This is a genomic window from Deinococcus grandis, from assembly GCF_001485435.1.
Lineage (GTDB): Bacteria > Deinococcota > Deinococci > Deinococcales > Deinococcaceae > Deinococcus > Deinococcus grandis.
Window position 1 is genome coordinate 195,029 of record NZ_BCMS01000001.1, and the last position, 13,339, is coordinate 208,367.

Below are 13,339 nucleotides of genomic sequence, written 5' to 3' on the forward strand. Positions count from 1 at the left end.
GGGGCGGAGGGGCAGGGCTGGGCAAGCGAAGTCGCGCCCACTATACGGTCTGCGCTCCATGAGAACGTCGCGTCCACGCCCCGCGCGTCCCCCGGAAGATGGACGCCGGGCACGGTCAGGGCCGGAACGCGGGAACGCCCACAGTCGCCCGCCGCCCCCACGAGGGAAGCTGACCCGACCGGAGGTCCCACATGAACATCCATTTCATCGGCCACAGCACCTTCCTGCTCGAGAGCGGCGAGCACCGCCTGCTCATCGACCCCTTCATCGAGGGCAACCCGCAGGCCAGCGTCACCCTGCCAGAAGCCCTGGCATGGAAGCCCAGCGCCGTCCTGATCAGCCACGCGCACGGGGACCACTGGGGCAACGCCCTGGACTTCGCCCGGACCGGCGTGCCCCTGATCGCCACCGCCGAGATCGCCGGGTACGCCGGGAAGCACGGCGCGACCCAGCCGGTCGGCATGAACATCGGCGGCACCTACCGCGCCGCGTGGGGCAGCGTCACCCTGACGCCCGCGTGGCACTCCTCGTCCTTCCCGGACGGCACCTACGGCGGCATGCCCACCGGCCTGATCATCGAACTGGGGGAAAAACGCGTGTACTTCGCGGGCGACACGAACCTGTTCAGCGACATGAGCCTGATCGGCGAGCGCGGCCTGGACGCCGCCCTGCTGCCCATTGGCGACCACTACACCATGGGCCCCGAGGAAGCCGCCCGTACCCTGGACCTCCTCAAGCCCAGGGTGGCGATCCCCATGCACTACGGCACCTTCCCCCCGCTGACCGGCGACCCCGCCGTCTTCCAGCGTGAAGGCGAGGCGCGCGGCGTGGACGTCCGCGTCCTCAAGCCCGGCGAGCACACCACGCTGTAACGCAAGACAGGGGAGAGGGGGCGACCAGGGTGGATTCCCGGTCGCCCCCCTCTGTGCTGCTCGGCCTCAGCCCTGACCGGTCACCAGCGGGCGCGCCTGTTCCTGCTCCTCCGGCAGCCGCGTCTGGTTCGGCGTGGGCTCCGGGAACTCCGGGTTCGCCTTGCGGTCCGCCGCGCGCACGAACGACCGCGAATCCACGTGCACGTCCTGCGCCGGGCGCACCTTGAAGCGCGTCGTGCGCGCCGGGACGCCCATCGCGATCCCATGCGGCGGGATATCCCCGCGCAGCAGTGCGTGCGTGGCCAGCATCGCGTCGTCGCTGATCACGCTGCCCGCCAGCACCGTCGAGTGGTACGTCACCCGCGCGCCCCGCCCGATCACCGTACGCCGCAACGTCACGTCCGGGCCGTCCAGCACGCTGTGCGTGTGACTGTACACGTTCACGTAATCGCTGATGCTGGCGTTGTCGTGCAGCTCGATCCCGCCGATGTCGTCCAGCAGCACGTGCCGGTGCACGACCACGTCATCCCCGACCTCCATGTTGTACCCGACGCTGAACTCCACGTTCTGCCAGCACTTGAACTCCCGCCCCACCCGCCGGAACACGTGCCCCGCCAGCACCCGCCGCAGCGGAATCCCCAGCACCGGATTCTGCCCCACCGGCGTCAGGTCCGCGTTCTTCCACAGCCACAGCAGCGGCTTCACCCGCGTGAACGCCTCCGTGTCGGTCGCCATGTAGTACTCCGCCTCGAACGTCACGTTCCGCGCGTCCACATTCAACGCCGCCAGCGGCGCCTCCGCCCGCAGCTGCGCCAGCGGGCGCCCATACATGATCTCCGCGAGCACCCCGGCCGCCAGCTCGAACCGGTCCGTGCCCGGATCCGACAGCCGCGCGTCCAGATCACGCAGGAACTCGTTATAGGTCGCCTGCGCGTCCTGACCAATCTCCACCGGCTTGAGCCACGTCACCCCCACAGGCTACCACCTACAGTGAAAAACAAAGTAGGTGCGGGCTATGTTCAGAAGCCCGCACCTCAGGTGAGTTTCACGCAAACGGCATGAGCAGCCGTCACACGGGAGTTCAGGGGGCCCGTCCTATATTTTCAGGCACCACGTTCAACTGGAACGTGGTGGTGGAACTGGGGAGGGACTGTGACTGGCCTCCCTGCTGGCGCAGCACCCGAAGATCCTGCCGGATCTGTTCGACCTGCGCGAGGGGCCAAGCGGGCAGCTGGTACGCGCGGGGAGCCGTCAACGTGACAGACTGCAGGGTGAACAGTTGATAGTTCGGCGCGGCCCCTCCTGTGGCAGGTGCCAGATCAGTCATCAGCAGATTGAGTTGTGGGACACCGGTAGCCACGGCGGGCAGCACGCCGCCCTCCACGATAGCTGGGGGGACAGCGTACAGGGCCCGGTACTCCGCCAGCACCCAGGTCGGACTGGAACCGGTGGACGGTCCCGGCTGATTGAACGACGCTGCCCGTGACGCCCAGACGCCACGGTCCACGGCGATGTACCCGAAGAAGCGGTAGCAGCCCAGCGGTGAGGTGGTCACGTTACAGGCCGCGCTGGCATCCTGCGGGGGCAGGATCATCGCGAGTGCCGGCTCCTGCCCAACCGCGTAACTGGTCGTTCCGGCGCGCGTGCCGGTCGCTGGATTGGCCGCCAGCTGCGCACCGGCGGGCAGGCTGAAGTTCAGGACGGTACCCGCCGGGTAGATGTACCAGGCCTCCTTGGCGCGCGCGCTGATGAACTGCAGGCCGTTGATCGCCTCCTGCTGTGCGTCACCCATGGCGTTCAGCCGACTGGACGCGCGCGAGGACGACATGAAGATCTGCACGGTCGCCGTCAGGATCAGGGCGAGTAGGGCCATGCCAATCAGTAGTTCCACCAGCGTGAATCCAGCTCTTGAGTGGGCAGCGCGCTTCATGGGTGAGCGATATCCAGGGTGAGAGTTGTCGCGTCTTTGCCACTGCCGGTCGTAACCTTGACCCGCTTTGCCGGGACGGGAGTGAAACTGCCGGGCAGCGTCGTGGCCCCGCAGGTAGGGGCTGTGGACGGCGTGGTGCTGGTTCCCTGCTCAGCGAAGGTCCCGTCGAGATCCTTTACCGTGACGACGGTGTCGGCGAGGGTCAGTCCAGGGAGGCAGTTCCGGTCGAAGTTCCCGCCGTTGTTGCGCCACAAGCCCTTGATCTGCTCCATGGCGTTCTGCGCGGCAGTGGTGGTCGTGAGCCGCTGGTTGGTGGAGCGACTCAGACCGAAGAGGCCAGTGACTGGTGCCAGGACCGTCAGGACCAGGACGCCCAGCAGGAGGGTGGCGACCAGAATCTCGATCAGGGTGAAACCGGCGCGAATATGCGAGTGGGAATCAGGGTTGTGCACTGTACATCACCTTGCCGGTCACGCCGGTCACCTTGACGTAGATGGGAGGAATGGAGCTGATCGCGTGCTGCACCCTGAAGACGGCGCCACTGGACATCTCGCTGAAGGGCGCGTTGAACGTGAGGGTCCGGGGGGTGCAGACCGTGGCGACAGGTTCAATGCAGGTGATCTTCACCTTGCTGTTCACCGTGCGGCTGGAAGTCTGCCCGTTGTTGGTCAGCGTGTAAGTGGTGAGGTCGCCGCTGGCCGCCGTGTTCCAGTTGAGTCCGCTGCTGACGCTGTGGCGCTGGGCTCCGTCCCGCAGGACGGTGAGATCCCCTCCGAACTGCCGGGCCCCGTCGGCGACCTCGTTCGTGCGGATCTGGCGCAGGAGACTGCTGAACCCGATGGACATCAGGATGCCCAGGATGGCCAGGACAATCAGCAGTTCGACCAGCGTGAAGCCTGCTCGGGCGTTCATCGTGCGCTCTGCTGCCACGTCAGGTTCGTCAGGGCCACTGAGGCGCTGTTGGGTGATTCGATCTTCCATTTCGGGGACAGTGGGAAGTAGGGCGGGCTCATGCCGACGCCTTCGCCCATGCGCTCATCGAAGGAGAAGTTACGGCCATACCCGCTGGTTGTGGTGCTCGGATCTTTCGTGCTGAAGGTGCCGAACGCACCGTAATAGTTCTCGATCAGGCCGCCGATCAGGTTCACCTTGCCGCGCCCAGTGGTGGCCGTGCATCTACCGTACCAGTCGTATGAGGTGCAGACGGTGTTGCTGTCATGGTTCTGGACGTTGACCTCGCCTTCGCCGGCCATCAGGACACTGTGAATGTTGACGTCGTCGGGGGCGGATTTCAGGATGCTGACATTGCCACTCTGGGAGTAGATGCCCAGCAGGTTCTTGGGGGTGTCCTTGCTGGCACAGCTGTCCGGGGCCTTGCAGGGTACGTCGCTGTAGGTCAGGTCGCTGGCGATACCGACGTTGTCTTCAGAGGCGATGGTGAGCTGGGAGAAACCGGCGATGGCCGGCAGGGGTTGCCCGGTGGTGGTGCGTCCGGGGCCGCTGATGGTGATGTTGCCGGTCTTGCTTGCATCGCCGTCGTTGGAGTACAGCACGCCGTTGAAGGGGTTGCGGTAGGTGGTCCAGCCGCTACCGCTCTGGACGTCCATCTTGCCGGCGGCGTCCACGCGGTACACCGTGGTCGTGGCGCCGTTCTTGACGGTGATGAACTGATAGGTGGGGGCAGGGCTCCACTTCTTGTCGGCGGCCGAGTAGCTGGTCGGAGGAACGACCGAGCTTCCCGAGGTGCTGGCCGCCAGCGTGACGGTCGCGCCGGTGGGGATATTCAGGCCTCCGGCGTTGGCAGCGGCCGCCTGGTCCTCGGCGTTCTCGGGCATGGGCTGGAATTCCGACTGCCAGTCGGGGGTGACGACGCCGTTGACCGGGGCGAAGGTGACGCCGCCGGGCACGCTGGATGTCAGGCCAGTCAGGTTGGTGATGCCGCCGCTGCCCAGCTGGTTCAGGGTTCCACCCACGTACAGTCCCGGCTTGGTTTTCAGGCTGCCGTCCGTGTTCGTGGCACAGGTGCCGTCGTTGTTGTAGGCCGTGCATCCCGCGCTGGTCACCTTGCTCTTGAACTGCGCGGTAGCCCCTGCGGCGAAGGTGAAGCGGTCATTGGTGTGGACTGGACCGTCGAACACCTGGTTGGTGAAGTTGGGGCGCGTCCCAGTGGTCGTGGTGTGGTGGTTGGTGAACAGGACGCGGTCCACGAAGCTGGGCAGGGCAATCTGGAACCAGATCTCGGACTGCTGGGTGGAACGGGCATTCAGAACGCGGGTGGAGACCCCCTGCGTACCGGTGGACTGTAAGCCCTGCACCTGCATGTAGAACTTGAAGTTGGTATTCCCAGTCCGCTCCACGCGGGTGGGGACCAAGCGGTATGTGACCTCGTAATTGCCCCCGGTGGGCGTAGTGGTGATGCCGGTGGGGCTGAAGGCCTGAGAAAAGTAGGTCTGCAGGTCGGTGTTGGTTTTCAGGTTGCGTCCCTTGGCAAGGCCGGGCGGCATCCGGTCCATACGGGCAAAGACAGCCAACACCTTGTAGCGGTTGGGGTTGTCGCCTGCGGCGGGTGCGGCCGCGCTGCACTCGTACTTCACCGGATACGTTCCGGCTGCACTGGTCTGTGTCCAGGCGGCCGAGCCGGTCTTGCCACAGTAGCCTTCGGCCATGCTGAGCAGATCAGCGGCCTTTGTGCTTTTCGGGATTTCCAGAACAGGTGAGATCGTGCCGTCCGGATTGGTGACCCCGTTCAAGATGGCCTGCGTGTCGCGGAGCCGGACCTTGGCGATTGCAAGACCTGACTCTGCGGCGTACTGCGCCTGCAGTGTCGTGCGGCGGTCTGCGGCGCTGCGCATACCGGTGATGGTCAATTGACTGCTGACCACCAGGAGGACCGCAATGAGCACCGTCATGGTAAGTACGGTGACAATCAGTGTTGCGCCTGCCTGCCTGTCGTGTGCTGTGTTCATCGTCTGTCGTTCCTCTGCCCGGAATGACTCCCGGGTCACTGTGGAAAATATCGCCTATCCTCTCTTGCAAGTTTCTGGCAAGCGTATGACCTGGGGCGTGAACTTTTTCAAAATACCCCCATTTGGCTTTCCCCCGGGGATGGGACCTGATTGGGGGCGTCGGTCGTGGGGTGTGGCCTTTTTCTGAAGGTGCCGTCAGGTCGGGCCGCGTAGGCTGGTTCTCATGCTGGTATCGGATCGGGTGCAGGGGCTGCTGTCGCGTGAGCGGGGGCTGCTGGGGGACGTGCAGGCGTTTCTGGAGGCGCAGGGTGCGCCGCCGGAGGTGGTGGGGCATGCCCGGCAGGCGCTGCGGAATCTGGATGAGGCCTTCCTGCTGGTGGTGGTCGGGGAGTTCAACGCGGGCAAGAGTTCGTTCGTGAATGCGCTGCTGGGCGCGGCGGTGCTCCCTGAGGGTGTGACGCCCACCACGGACCGCATCTATGTGCTGGTCCACGGGGAGCAGCCGGGCCAGATGGAACCCACCAGTGATCCCTTCGTCAGCCGTCTGACATATCCCTTACCCAGTCTGGAGGGCGTGGCACTGGTGGACACGCCGGGCACGAACGCGATCGTGCGGCAGCATCAGGCGCTGACCGAGGGGTTCCTGCCGCGCGCGGACCTCGTGCTGTTCCTGACGTCGGCGGACCGGCCGTTCACGGAGTCCGAACGGCAGTTCCTCGAACTCGCGGCCCGCTGGGGGCGCGGCGTGATCATGGTCGTGAACAAGGCCGACCTGCTCGAGACTGCCGAGCAGCGCGAGCAGGTCCGCACGTTCGTGGAGACGGGGGCGCGCGGCGTGCTGGGCCTGACCCCGCCCGTGCTGCTGATCAGCGCACGCGGCGAGCAGCGCGGCGGGGACGCGGGCTTCGCGGCGCTGCGCTCGCTGCTGCAGGCGCGCCTGTCGGAGACGGAGCGCACCCGCCTGAAACTCCTGAGTCCGCTGAATACCGCCTCGCAGCTCCTGAGCGGTGAGGTCACCCGCGCCGACGCGGCCCGCGCCACGCTGAGCGACGACCTGCGCGTGCTGGGCGACCTGGAAGCGCAGCGGGCCACGCACGGCGAGACGATGCTGGGCGAACTGGACGGGCAGCTGAACCGCGTTTCTCGCCTCCTGAGCGAGTTCGAGGTCCGCGCCGACCGCTTCATCGACGCGCGGCTGCGCTTCTCGAACCTGCGGGGCCTGCTGAACAGCCGTGAGCTGGAGGAGGACTTCCGGCGCGAGGCGGTCGCGGACCTGCCGGAGGCGATCGACCGGCAGTTCGGCACGATGATCGACCGGTTCGTGGAGGCGAACCTGCACTTCTGGGAGGACGTGCAGGCGTTCCTGATCCGCCGCCAGCCCAGCCAGGAGGTGGCCCGCACCCGCTTCTCGTACGACCGCGCCGCGCTGCTCGACGGGATCGCCGGGTCGGCCCGCGAGCACCTCGCGACGACGACCGAGCAGGAACTCGCGCGGAACCTCTCGCGGGACGCGGAGGACGCCATGAAGGGCGTGATCGGCGGCCTGGCGGGCGGCGTCGGGATCGGCGCGGGCATCGGCGCGCTCGTGGGCGCCAGCGCGCTGGACTTCACCGGGGGCATCCTGGCGGGCCTGACGCTGGGCAGCCTGGGCCTGTTCGTCCTGCCGAACAAACGCATCCAGGCGCACCGGCAGCTGCGAAGCCGCGTGGCGGAACTGCGCGAGGCCCTGGAGCGCATCGTGCGGCGCGAGTTCGAACGCGAGCAGGACCGCGCCGACACGCGCCTGCACGACGCGATCAGCCCTTTCACGCGTTTCACGCGGCAGGAGCAGGCGCGGCTGGACGCGGCCCGCACCCGCTCCGGGGAGCTGCGCGCCGAACTGGACGCCCTGCAGGGCGAGGTCAAGGCGCTGGGGTAACCGCCCCGGCTGTGCCGCGCGCGGTGACAGCGCCCGTGCAGACGACGCCGCTGCCTGCACGCCGGGCCCGCGCCTACCCTGGGGCATGAGGCAGAACATCAGCAGCGGCAGCCCCTGGGAAGCGAAGATCGGCTACGCCCGCGCCGTCAAGGTCGGGAACGTCGTGCACGTCAGCGGGACGACCGCCACCGTGAACGGCGAGGTCGTCGGCGAGGGCGACCCCGCCGAGCAGACCCGCGCGGTCCTCGGTATCATCCGCCGCGCCCTGGAGACCGCCGGAGCGCGCCTGGAGGATGTGGTGCGCACGCGCATCTACGTGACGGACATCCGCCAGTGGGAGGAGATCGGTCTCGCGCACGGCGAGGTCTTCGGTGAGGTGCGCCCTGCCACGACCATGGTGCAGGTCGCCGCGCTGATCGACCCGCTGCACCTCGTGGAGATCGAGGCCGAGGCGATCCTCCCCTGACGGGCAACCCGGCTGGGCGGCCCGCGCCGGGCGTGGCACGCTGGAACGCATGACCGAGGGTGCCCTGGATGAGCTTCGGCGGCTGGATGACCGGCTGCGCGCCGCGCTGCGGGCCGACGCGCGCTTCTCGCACGTGGCGGCGTACGGCAGCGTGCCGCAGGGCCGCGCCGACCGGTTCAGCGACCTGGAGTTCTGGGCGTTCCTGACGCCCGGCGCGGCGGTGGACGCCGCCGACTGGCTACGCGGGCACCTCGACCCCCTGCTGGTGCTGACGACCGAGTTCGGCGGGGCGGTCGCGGTGCTGCCCGGCCTGCGCCGCGTGGAACTGCACGTCGCGCCCGCCGCGCGCCTCCCGGAGGTCGAGACGTGGACGCCGCAGCACGTCCGCCCGGAGGCCATGTGCGCCGGGATGAGGACGGGCAGCTGATGGGCCACCTGCGCGCGCTGGCCGCGCGGTCGCCCGACCCGGCCGCCGAGGCGCAGGCCACCCTGGAGCGCAGCGTGAACTGGCTGGTGCTGGGCCTGAACGTCCTGGCGCGCGGCGAGCGGCTGCGTGCCCACGAGACGCTGTGGTGGGTTGAGGGTGGCCTGCTGCGACTGGCACGCCTCCGGGAAGGCGCGACCGGGCACTGGGGAAACGCGACCCGCCGCGCGGAGCAGGAACTCAGTCCAGACGCCCTGGCGCGTTTCGCGGCGCTGACCGGCCCGCTGGACCGGCTGGAACGCCGGTACGCGGCGGCGATCGCGTGGACGCTGGACCTGGCGGCGGGGCTGGGGCTCGCACTGGACGACCGGCTGGCGCAGGAGCTGCGGCGCGGCAGACTGGACGCATGACCTTCCTTCCTGCTGAGGCGCCCCGACTGGGGCTGGGACTGGCGGCGCTGGGCCGCCCCGGGTACATCAATCTCGGGCACGGCGCGGACCTCGCGGACCGCAGCGTGGATGGGCTGCGTGCGCAGGCGTGGGCGGTGCTGGACGAGGCCTGGGCGGCGGGCGTGCGGTATTTCGACACGGCGCGCAGTTACGGACTGGGCGAGGCGTTCCTGGGTGGCTGGCTGGCCGCGCGCGGGCTCGGGCCGGGGCCGGGCGTGCGGGTGGGCAGCAAGTGGGGGTACACGTACGTCGCGGACTGGCGCGCGGACGCACCGACGCACGAGGTCAAGACCCACGACCTCGCCACGCTGACGCGGCAGTGGCCGGAGACCCTGGCGGCGCTGGGGCGCACGCCGGACGCTTATCTGATCCACTCGGCGACGCTGGACTCCGGCGTGCTGGAGAACCGGGGGGTGCTGGGGCAACTGGCGGAATTGTCCGCGTCGGGCGTGCGGGTGGGCCTGTCCACGAGCGGCCCCGCGCAGGCGGACACGCTGCGGCGGGCGCTGGCGGTGCGGGTGGACGGCGTGAGTCCCTTCCGCGTGGTGCAGGCCACCTGGAACGTGCTGGACCCCTCGGCCGGCGCAGCCCTGGCCGAGGCGTACGCGGCGGGCTGGACGGTCGTCGTGAAGGAGGGCGTGGCGAACGGCCGCCTGACCGCCCACGGCCTGACCGGGCGCGGCGACGTGCCCGCGTCCCTGGCCCGGCTGGCCCACGAGCACGGGGTTACGCCGGACGCCGTGGCCCTCGCAGCGGTGCTGGCACAGCCCTGGGCGGACGTGGTCCTCAGCGGCGCCAGCACGACCGGGCAGCTGGCGCAGAACCTCGCCGCGCTGCGCCTGACCCTCCCGGTGGACGCGCTGCGCGACCTCAGGCGCCCGCCGGCCGAGTACTGGGCGGCCCGCGCCGCGCTGCCCTGGCAGTAGGGCCGAAGCTCAGCCCGGGACCTCAAGGTTGCGTGGGGCCCGGCCCCGCGGCGCCCGCTTACACTGCGCTCATGTTCATGAAAGCCCTGCTGGCGTTCATCCCGGTCAGCCTCGTGCTGAAGTACGGCGTGCACGCCCCGCCCATGTGGATCTTCTTCACGGCCGTGCTGGCGATCGTGCCGCTGGCCGACTGGCTGCGCAAGGCCACCGAGCACGTCGCCGTGCACGCCGGGCCCACCATCGGCGGGCTGCTGAACGTCACCTTCGGGAACATGGCGGAAATCATCATCGCGATCTTCATCCTGATCAGCGGGAACACGCAGGTCGTGAAGGCGCAGATCACCGGGTCGATCATCGGGAACGCGCTGCTGGGGCTGGGCCTCGCGATCGTCGCGGCGGGCTTCGTCAGGGGCGGCGGGCGGCAGAAGTTCAACGCCGCGAACGCCGGGCAGCTGTCCGCCATGCTGTTCCTGACCGTCATCACCCTGACCCTCCCGGCGATCTTCGACTACACCGAGCAGCTCCCCGCCTTCGCCGCCGAGGCGGGCACCCGGGCGAACCTCGACGAGCGCCTGAGCATCGGCGTGGCCATCCTGCTGATCGTCGTGTACCTGCTGAACCTCGTGTACACCCTGGTCACCCACAAGGACGTGTTCGCCATCCCCGAGGGCGAGGCCGGGCACGGGCACGGCCCGGAGAAACCCTGGTCGCTGCCGGTCGCGCTGGGCGTCCTGCTGGGCGGCACCGCCCTGATCGCCCTGGAATCCGAGATGCTCTCCGGCGCGCTGGAAGCCACCGCGAGCACCCTGGGCCTCAGCGAGTTCTTCCTGGGGATCATCGTGCTGGCCATCGTCGGGAACTTCGCGGAGTACCTCGCCGCCGTGTACTTCGCCCGCAAGGGCCAGATGGACCTCGCCGTGAACATCGGCCTGGGCGCCACCATCCAGGTCGCGCTGCTCACCGCGCCGCTGCTGGTCATCATCGGGGCGCTGCTGGGTCACCCCATGAACCTCGTGTTCAGCTCCCCGCTGGAACTCATCGCGATCATCGCCGTGGCCCTGATCGTCACGAGCGTCACCAAGGACGGCGAGACCACCTGGTTCGAGGGCGTGCTCCTGATCGCGGTGTACATCGCCCTGGCACTGGCGTTCTACTTCGTCACGCCGCGCGGCGCCGAGGAGGCCGGACTGATCCTGCGGGCCCTGGGCGCGTAACCGACCTTGCCCCAGGAATCAGAGCGCGCCCGGTCACCCGCCGGGCGTGTCTTCGTGCCCGTCCGCCAGGGCCTGCAGCGCGGGCCGCAGCGCCGGGAGGTCCACGCGCGCCGTGTGCCAGACCAGTCCAGGCTCGATCCCGAAGTAGTCGTGCGCGACCGTGTTCCGGATGTCGCGCAGCAGCACCCAGGGCACCTCGGGGTGGGTGTCCTGCACGCTCTGCGGGATGAACTTCGTCGTCTCGCCCAGCCGCGTCAGGTTGTGCAGCACGGCGTCCCGCACCACCTCGTCCCGCTCGAAGGTCGTCAGGGAGTGCCGGTCCGTGAACGCCACGATCCGGTCGATGGCCGCCAGCAGGTCGAATACCCGCCAGCGCCAGCGCTTCGGGCGGTGCGAGCGGGGCGCGGGCTCCGGCACCGCCAGGACGTCCACCGCGTCCGCGAGGATCTCCCCGCGCAGCGGCGGGCGCAGCGCCCCGGGGGTCATCACGTCCACCCGGCGGTTCAGGACCCCCTCGAACACGTCCCGCACCCGCATCAGGTCCAGCAGACCCCGCGCCGGACCGGGCCGGAAGTCGATCAGGATGTCGATGTCACTGTCCGGCCCGGCCTCGCCGCGCGCCACCGACCCGAACACCCGCACGCGCGCCACGCCCAGCGCCTCCCACAGCGGCCGCGCCTCCCGCAGCGCCCCCGCGATGGTCGGCAGGCGCAGGTCCGGGAACAGCGGCTCGGCGGCGGGCATGCGCCCCAGGATAGGGGGCGCGGCGCGGGCGAGCCGCTATGCTGACCCTCATGATCGTCGCCGTGGGGCATGACCTGATCGAGATCAGCCGCATCCGGCGCATGCTCGAGCGTGAAGGCAGACGCGCCGAGAAGCTCTTCGCGCCCACCGAACTCGAGTACTGCGCGCGCCTGACCGACCCCGCACCCAGCCTCGCCGCGCGCTTCGCCGCCAAGGAAGCCTTCCAGAAGGTCTGGCCGCGCCCGCACGGCTGGCGGGACGTGTGGGTGCAGCGCGACCGCACCCCGGACGGTCCCTTCCCGTTCGCGCCGCCCGTGCTGGGCTTCGCGCCCCACATCGCCGCCGAACTGGCCGAACGCGGCTGGGTGGCGCACCTGACCCTGACGCACACCAAGGAACACGCCTCGGCGGTCGTGATCCTGGAGGCGCGTTGAGGCCCCGCCTGAGCGCTACCGAGCTGGACGGCACGCGGCCGGAACTGTCCGCCCGCTGACAGCGTGCCCGACAGGGCGGGCGTACGCTGGAGCATGAACACCAGCGTCCGGGACGTGTGCCGTACCGTGGGCCGGGGAGTCGGCCTGAGCCTCTGCCTGCTGGTGGCGCCTCCGGCCCCCGCGCAGAGCCTGCCTGGACCCAGCGTGCAGGCCGCCGCCGAGCAGGCCGCCCTGACCCGTGGTCGCGCCCTGCTGACCGAGTTCTACCCCGTGAAACTCGATGCCCTGTGGCAGGCCTTCACGCCGGAGGTCCGCGCGCAGTGGGGCACCCTGGCGGACTTCCGCGCGTACCGCGAGGCGGGCGTGCAGACCTTCGGCGCGCAGCGGCAGCAGATCGGCGAGCGGACCCTGACCAGAGGCGGCGAGACCTTCTACGTCCGCAGCGCCACCTTCCAGCGCGACCCGACGACCGTCTGGGCACTGATCATCGATTTCACGGGCACCCGCGTGAGCACCTTCGTGATCCTGCGGGAAGGGGAGACCGGGAACGACCCGGTCGCGGGCCTCAGCCCCCGCTGGCTGGATCAGCCGTAGGCACACCGCCACTCTGGCGGGCCAGTTCACGCCCCGAGGCGTCCGTCACCGTGAACGTGTACGCCCGCTCGCTGCGCGCCACCCAGTTCACCCGCAGGTCCACGCACTCCGCCGGAAGTTGCGTCTGCGCCGCGGACGGGTAGCGGTCATCCAGGCTGTCCTCCCGGAACACCTCCAGCGTGCGGGTCAGGGCGTTCGCGCAGGTCTGCCCCGCCGCCCGCACCGTGACGCTCCGGGCGTCCGACGGCAGGGCCGTCTCCTGCTCGGCCTGCATGGCCCTTACCTGCGCTTCCAGTTCCGTCACGCGCGCCTGGAGCGCCGCGTTCTGCGCGCGGGCCTCGCGGTCCTGACAGCCGCACAGCAGGACGGAACACAGCAGCAGGGGGAGCACCTTCACGCGCG

At 69.4% G+C, this 13,339-nt stretch carries 16 protein-coding genes; 9 read left to right on the forward strand and 7 right to left on the reverse strand.

All coding sequences use genetic code 11. The annotated features are described in order from the left end of the window. Window positions 1-191: 191 nt before the first annotated feature. Window positions 192-872, forward strand: coding sequence for a metal-dependent hydrolase (locus DEIGR_RS01035; protein ID WP_058974511.1), 681 nt, complete (start codon window positions 192-194; stop codon window positions 870-872). Window positions 873-938: 66 nt separating this feature from the next. On the opposite strand, the gene DEIGR_RS01040 is transcribed toward DEIGR_RS01035, so the two are convergent. The 5 genes from DEIGR_RS01040 to DEIGR_RS01060 all read right to left on the reverse strand — a co-directional run bounded on the left by DEIGR_RS01040 (window position 939) and on the right by DEIGR_RS01060 (window position 5,711). Beyond that, window positions 939-1,841 (reverse strand): acyltransferase, encoded by a 903-nt coding sequence (locus tag DEIGR_RS01040; RefSeq protein WP_058974512.1) that lies wholly within the window; start codon window positions 1,839-1,841, stop codon window positions 939-941. Window positions 1,842-1,953: 112 nt separating this feature from the next. Beyond that, on the reverse strand, window positions 1,954-2,802 hold the full coding sequence (locus DEIGR_RS01045) for a PilW family protein (protein ID WP_083523882.1): 849 nt from the start codon (window positions 2,800-2,802) through the stop codon (window positions 1,954-1,956). Then, window positions 2,799-3,254 (reverse strand): prepilin-type N-terminal cleavage/methylation domain-containing protein, encoded by a 456-nt coding sequence (locus DEIGR_RS01050; RefSeq protein ID WP_058974516.1) that lies wholly within the window; start codon window positions 3,252-3,254, stop codon window positions 2,799-2,801. Before DEIGR_RS01050 ends, DEIGR_RS01045 begins: the two co-directional genes overlap by 4 nt. Next, window positions 3,241-3,714 (reverse strand): pilus assembly FimT family protein, encoded by a 474-nt coding sequence (locus tag DEIGR_RS01055; RefSeq protein ID WP_058974518.1) that lies wholly within the window; start codon window positions 3,712-3,714, stop codon window positions 3,241-3,243. The genes DEIGR_RS01050 and DEIGR_RS01055 overlap by 14 nt, the downstream gene beginning before the upstream one ends. Next, the gene (locus DEIGR_RS01060) at window positions 3,711-5,711 is read right to left on the reverse strand and encodes a DUF4900 domain-containing protein (protein ID WP_058974521.1); all 2,001 of its coding nucleotides are present in this window, start codon (window positions 5,709-5,711) and stop codon (window positions 3,711-3,713) included. Before DEIGR_RS01060 ends, DEIGR_RS01055 begins: the two co-directional genes overlap by 4 nt. Before the next feature lie 280 nt (window positions 5,712-5,991). Here DEIGR_RS01060 and DEIGR_RS01065 point away from each other — a divergent pair, with 280 nt between their 5' ends. From DEIGR_RS01065 to cax, 6 genes are all read left to right on the forward strand, one after another. Further along, entirely contained in the window at window positions 5,992-7,686 is a 1,695-nt protein-coding gene (locus DEIGR_RS01065; RefSeq protein WP_058974522.1) for a dynamin family protein, read from the forward strand. Between the two features lie 85 nt (window positions 7,687-7,771). Next, the gene (locus DEIGR_RS01070; RefSeq protein WP_058974524.1) at window positions 7,772-8,152 is read left to right on the forward strand and encodes a RidA family protein; all 381 of its coding nucleotides are present in this window, start codon (window positions 7,772-7,774) and stop codon (window positions 8,150-8,152) included. A 49-nt stretch (window positions 8,153-8,201) separates the two neighbouring features. Next, window positions 8,202-8,579 carry a hypothetical protein gene (locus DEIGR_RS01075; RefSeq protein ID WP_058974526.1) on the forward strand — a complete coding sequence of 126 codons (378 nt, stop codon included), beginning with the start codon at window positions 8,202-8,204 and terminating at the stop codon, window positions 8,577-8,579. After that, window positions 8,552-8,986 carry a hypothetical protein gene (locus DEIGR_RS01080; RefSeq protein WP_058974528.1) on the forward strand — a complete coding sequence of 145 codons (435 nt, stop codon included), beginning with the start codon at window positions 8,552-8,554 and terminating at the stop codon, window positions 8,984-8,986. Before DEIGR_RS01075 ends, DEIGR_RS01080 begins: the two co-directional genes overlap by 28 nt. Further along, on the forward strand, window positions 8,983-9,951 hold the full coding sequence (locus tag DEIGR_RS01085) for an aldo/keto reductase (protein ID WP_058974529.1): 969 nt from the start codon (window positions 8,983-8,985) through the stop codon (window positions 9,949-9,951). Before DEIGR_RS01080 ends, DEIGR_RS01085 begins: the two co-directional genes overlap by 4 nt. A gap of 71 nt (window positions 9,952-10,022) precedes the next feature. Continuing rightward, window positions 10,023-11,165 carry a calcium/proton exchanger gene (gene cax, locus DEIGR_RS01090; protein ID WP_058974531.1) on the forward strand — a complete coding sequence of 381 codons (1,143 nt, stop codon included), beginning with the start codon at window positions 10,023-10,025 and terminating at the stop codon, window positions 11,163-11,165. 33 nt (window positions 11,166-11,198) lie between these two features. On the opposite strand, the gene DEIGR_RS01095 is transcribed toward cax, so the two are convergent. Next, a complete protein-coding gene (locus tag DEIGR_RS01095; protein ID WP_058974533.1) occupies window positions 11,199-11,909 on the reverse strand; it encodes a HepT-like ribonuclease domain-containing protein in 711 nt (236 codons plus the stop codon). 50 nt (window positions 11,910-11,959) lie between these two features. Between DEIGR_RS01095 and DEIGR_RS01100 the strand changes: the two genes are divergently transcribed. Together DEIGR_RS01100 and DEIGR_RS01105 are read left to right on the forward strand one after the other, a co-directional pair. After that, window positions 11,960-12,343 (forward strand): 4'-phosphopantetheinyl transferase superfamily protein, encoded by a 384-nt coding sequence (locus tag DEIGR_RS01100; RefSeq protein ID WP_058974535.1) that lies wholly within the window; start codon window positions 11,960-11,962, stop codon window positions 12,341-12,343. Between the two features lie 93 nt (window positions 12,344-12,436). Then, on the forward strand, window positions 12,437-12,937 hold the full coding sequence (locus DEIGR_RS01105) for a hypothetical protein (RefSeq protein ID WP_058974538.1): 501 nt from the start codon (window positions 12,437-12,439) through the stop codon (window positions 12,935-12,937). Here DEIGR_RS01105 and DEIGR_RS01110 read toward each other — a convergent pair. Continuing rightward, window positions 12,909-13,334 (reverse strand): hypothetical protein, encoded by a 426-nt coding sequence (locus tag DEIGR_RS01110; RefSeq protein WP_236704618.1) that lies wholly within the window; start codon window positions 13,332-13,334, stop codon window positions 12,909-12,911. The two genes, DEIGR_RS01105 and DEIGR_RS01110, sit on opposite strands and share 29 nt — an antisense overlap. Window positions 13,335-13,339: the final 5 nt, after the last annotated feature.

What these genes read in the sequence shown, in the direction of transcription:
- DEIGR_RS01085 (WP_058974529.1), top strand. Translation starts at nt 8,983, where the DNA reads ATGACCTTCCTTCCTGCTGAGGCGCCCCGACTGGGGCTGGGACTGGCG.
- DEIGR_RS01035 (WP_058974511.1), top strand. Translation starts at nt 192, where the DNA reads ATGAACATCCATTTCATCGGCCACAGCACCTTCCTGCTCGAGAGCGGC.
- cax (WP_058974531.1), top strand. Translation starts at nt 10,023, where the DNA reads ATGTTCATGAAAGCCCTGCTGGCGTTCATCCCGGTCAGCCTCGTGCTG.
- DEIGR_RS01100 (WP_058974535.1), top strand. Translation starts at nt 11,960, where the DNA reads ATGATCGTCGCCGTGGGGCATGACCTGATCGAGATCAGCCGCATCCGG.
- DEIGR_RS01095 (WP_058974533.1), bottom strand. Translation starts at nt 11,909, where the DNA reads ATGCCCGCCGCCGAGCCGCTGTTCCCGGACCTGCGCCTGCCGACCATC.
- DEIGR_RS01065 (WP_058974522.1), top strand. Translation starts at nt 5,992, where the DNA reads ATGCTGGTATCGGATCGGGTGCAGGGGCTGCTGTCGCGTGAGCGGGGG.
- DEIGR_RS01075 (WP_058974526.1), top strand. Translation starts at nt 8,202, where the DNA reads ATGACCGAGGGTGCCCTGGATGAGCTTCGGCGGCTGGATGACCGGCTG.
- DEIGR_RS01105 (WP_058974538.1), top strand. Translation starts at nt 12,437, where the DNA reads ATGAACACCAGCGTCCGGGACGTGTGCCGTACCGTGGGCCGGGGAGTC.
- DEIGR_RS01055 (WP_058974518.1), bottom strand. Translation starts at nt 3,714, where the DNA reads ATGAACGCCCGAGCAGGCTTCACGCTGGTCGAACTGCTGATTGTCCTG.
- DEIGR_RS01045 (WP_083523882.1), bottom strand. Translation starts at nt 2,802, where the DNA reads ATGAAGCGCGCTGCCCACTCAAGAGCTGGATTCACGCTGGTGGAACTA.
- DEIGR_RS01070 (WP_058974524.1), top strand. Translation starts at nt 7,772, where the DNA reads ATGAGGCAGAACATCAGCAGCGGCAGCCCCTGGGAAGCGAAGATCGGC.
- DEIGR_RS01060 (WP_058974521.1), bottom strand. Translation starts at nt 5,711, where the DNA reads ATGACGGTGCTCATTGCGGTCCTCCTGGTGGTCAGCAGTCAATTGACC.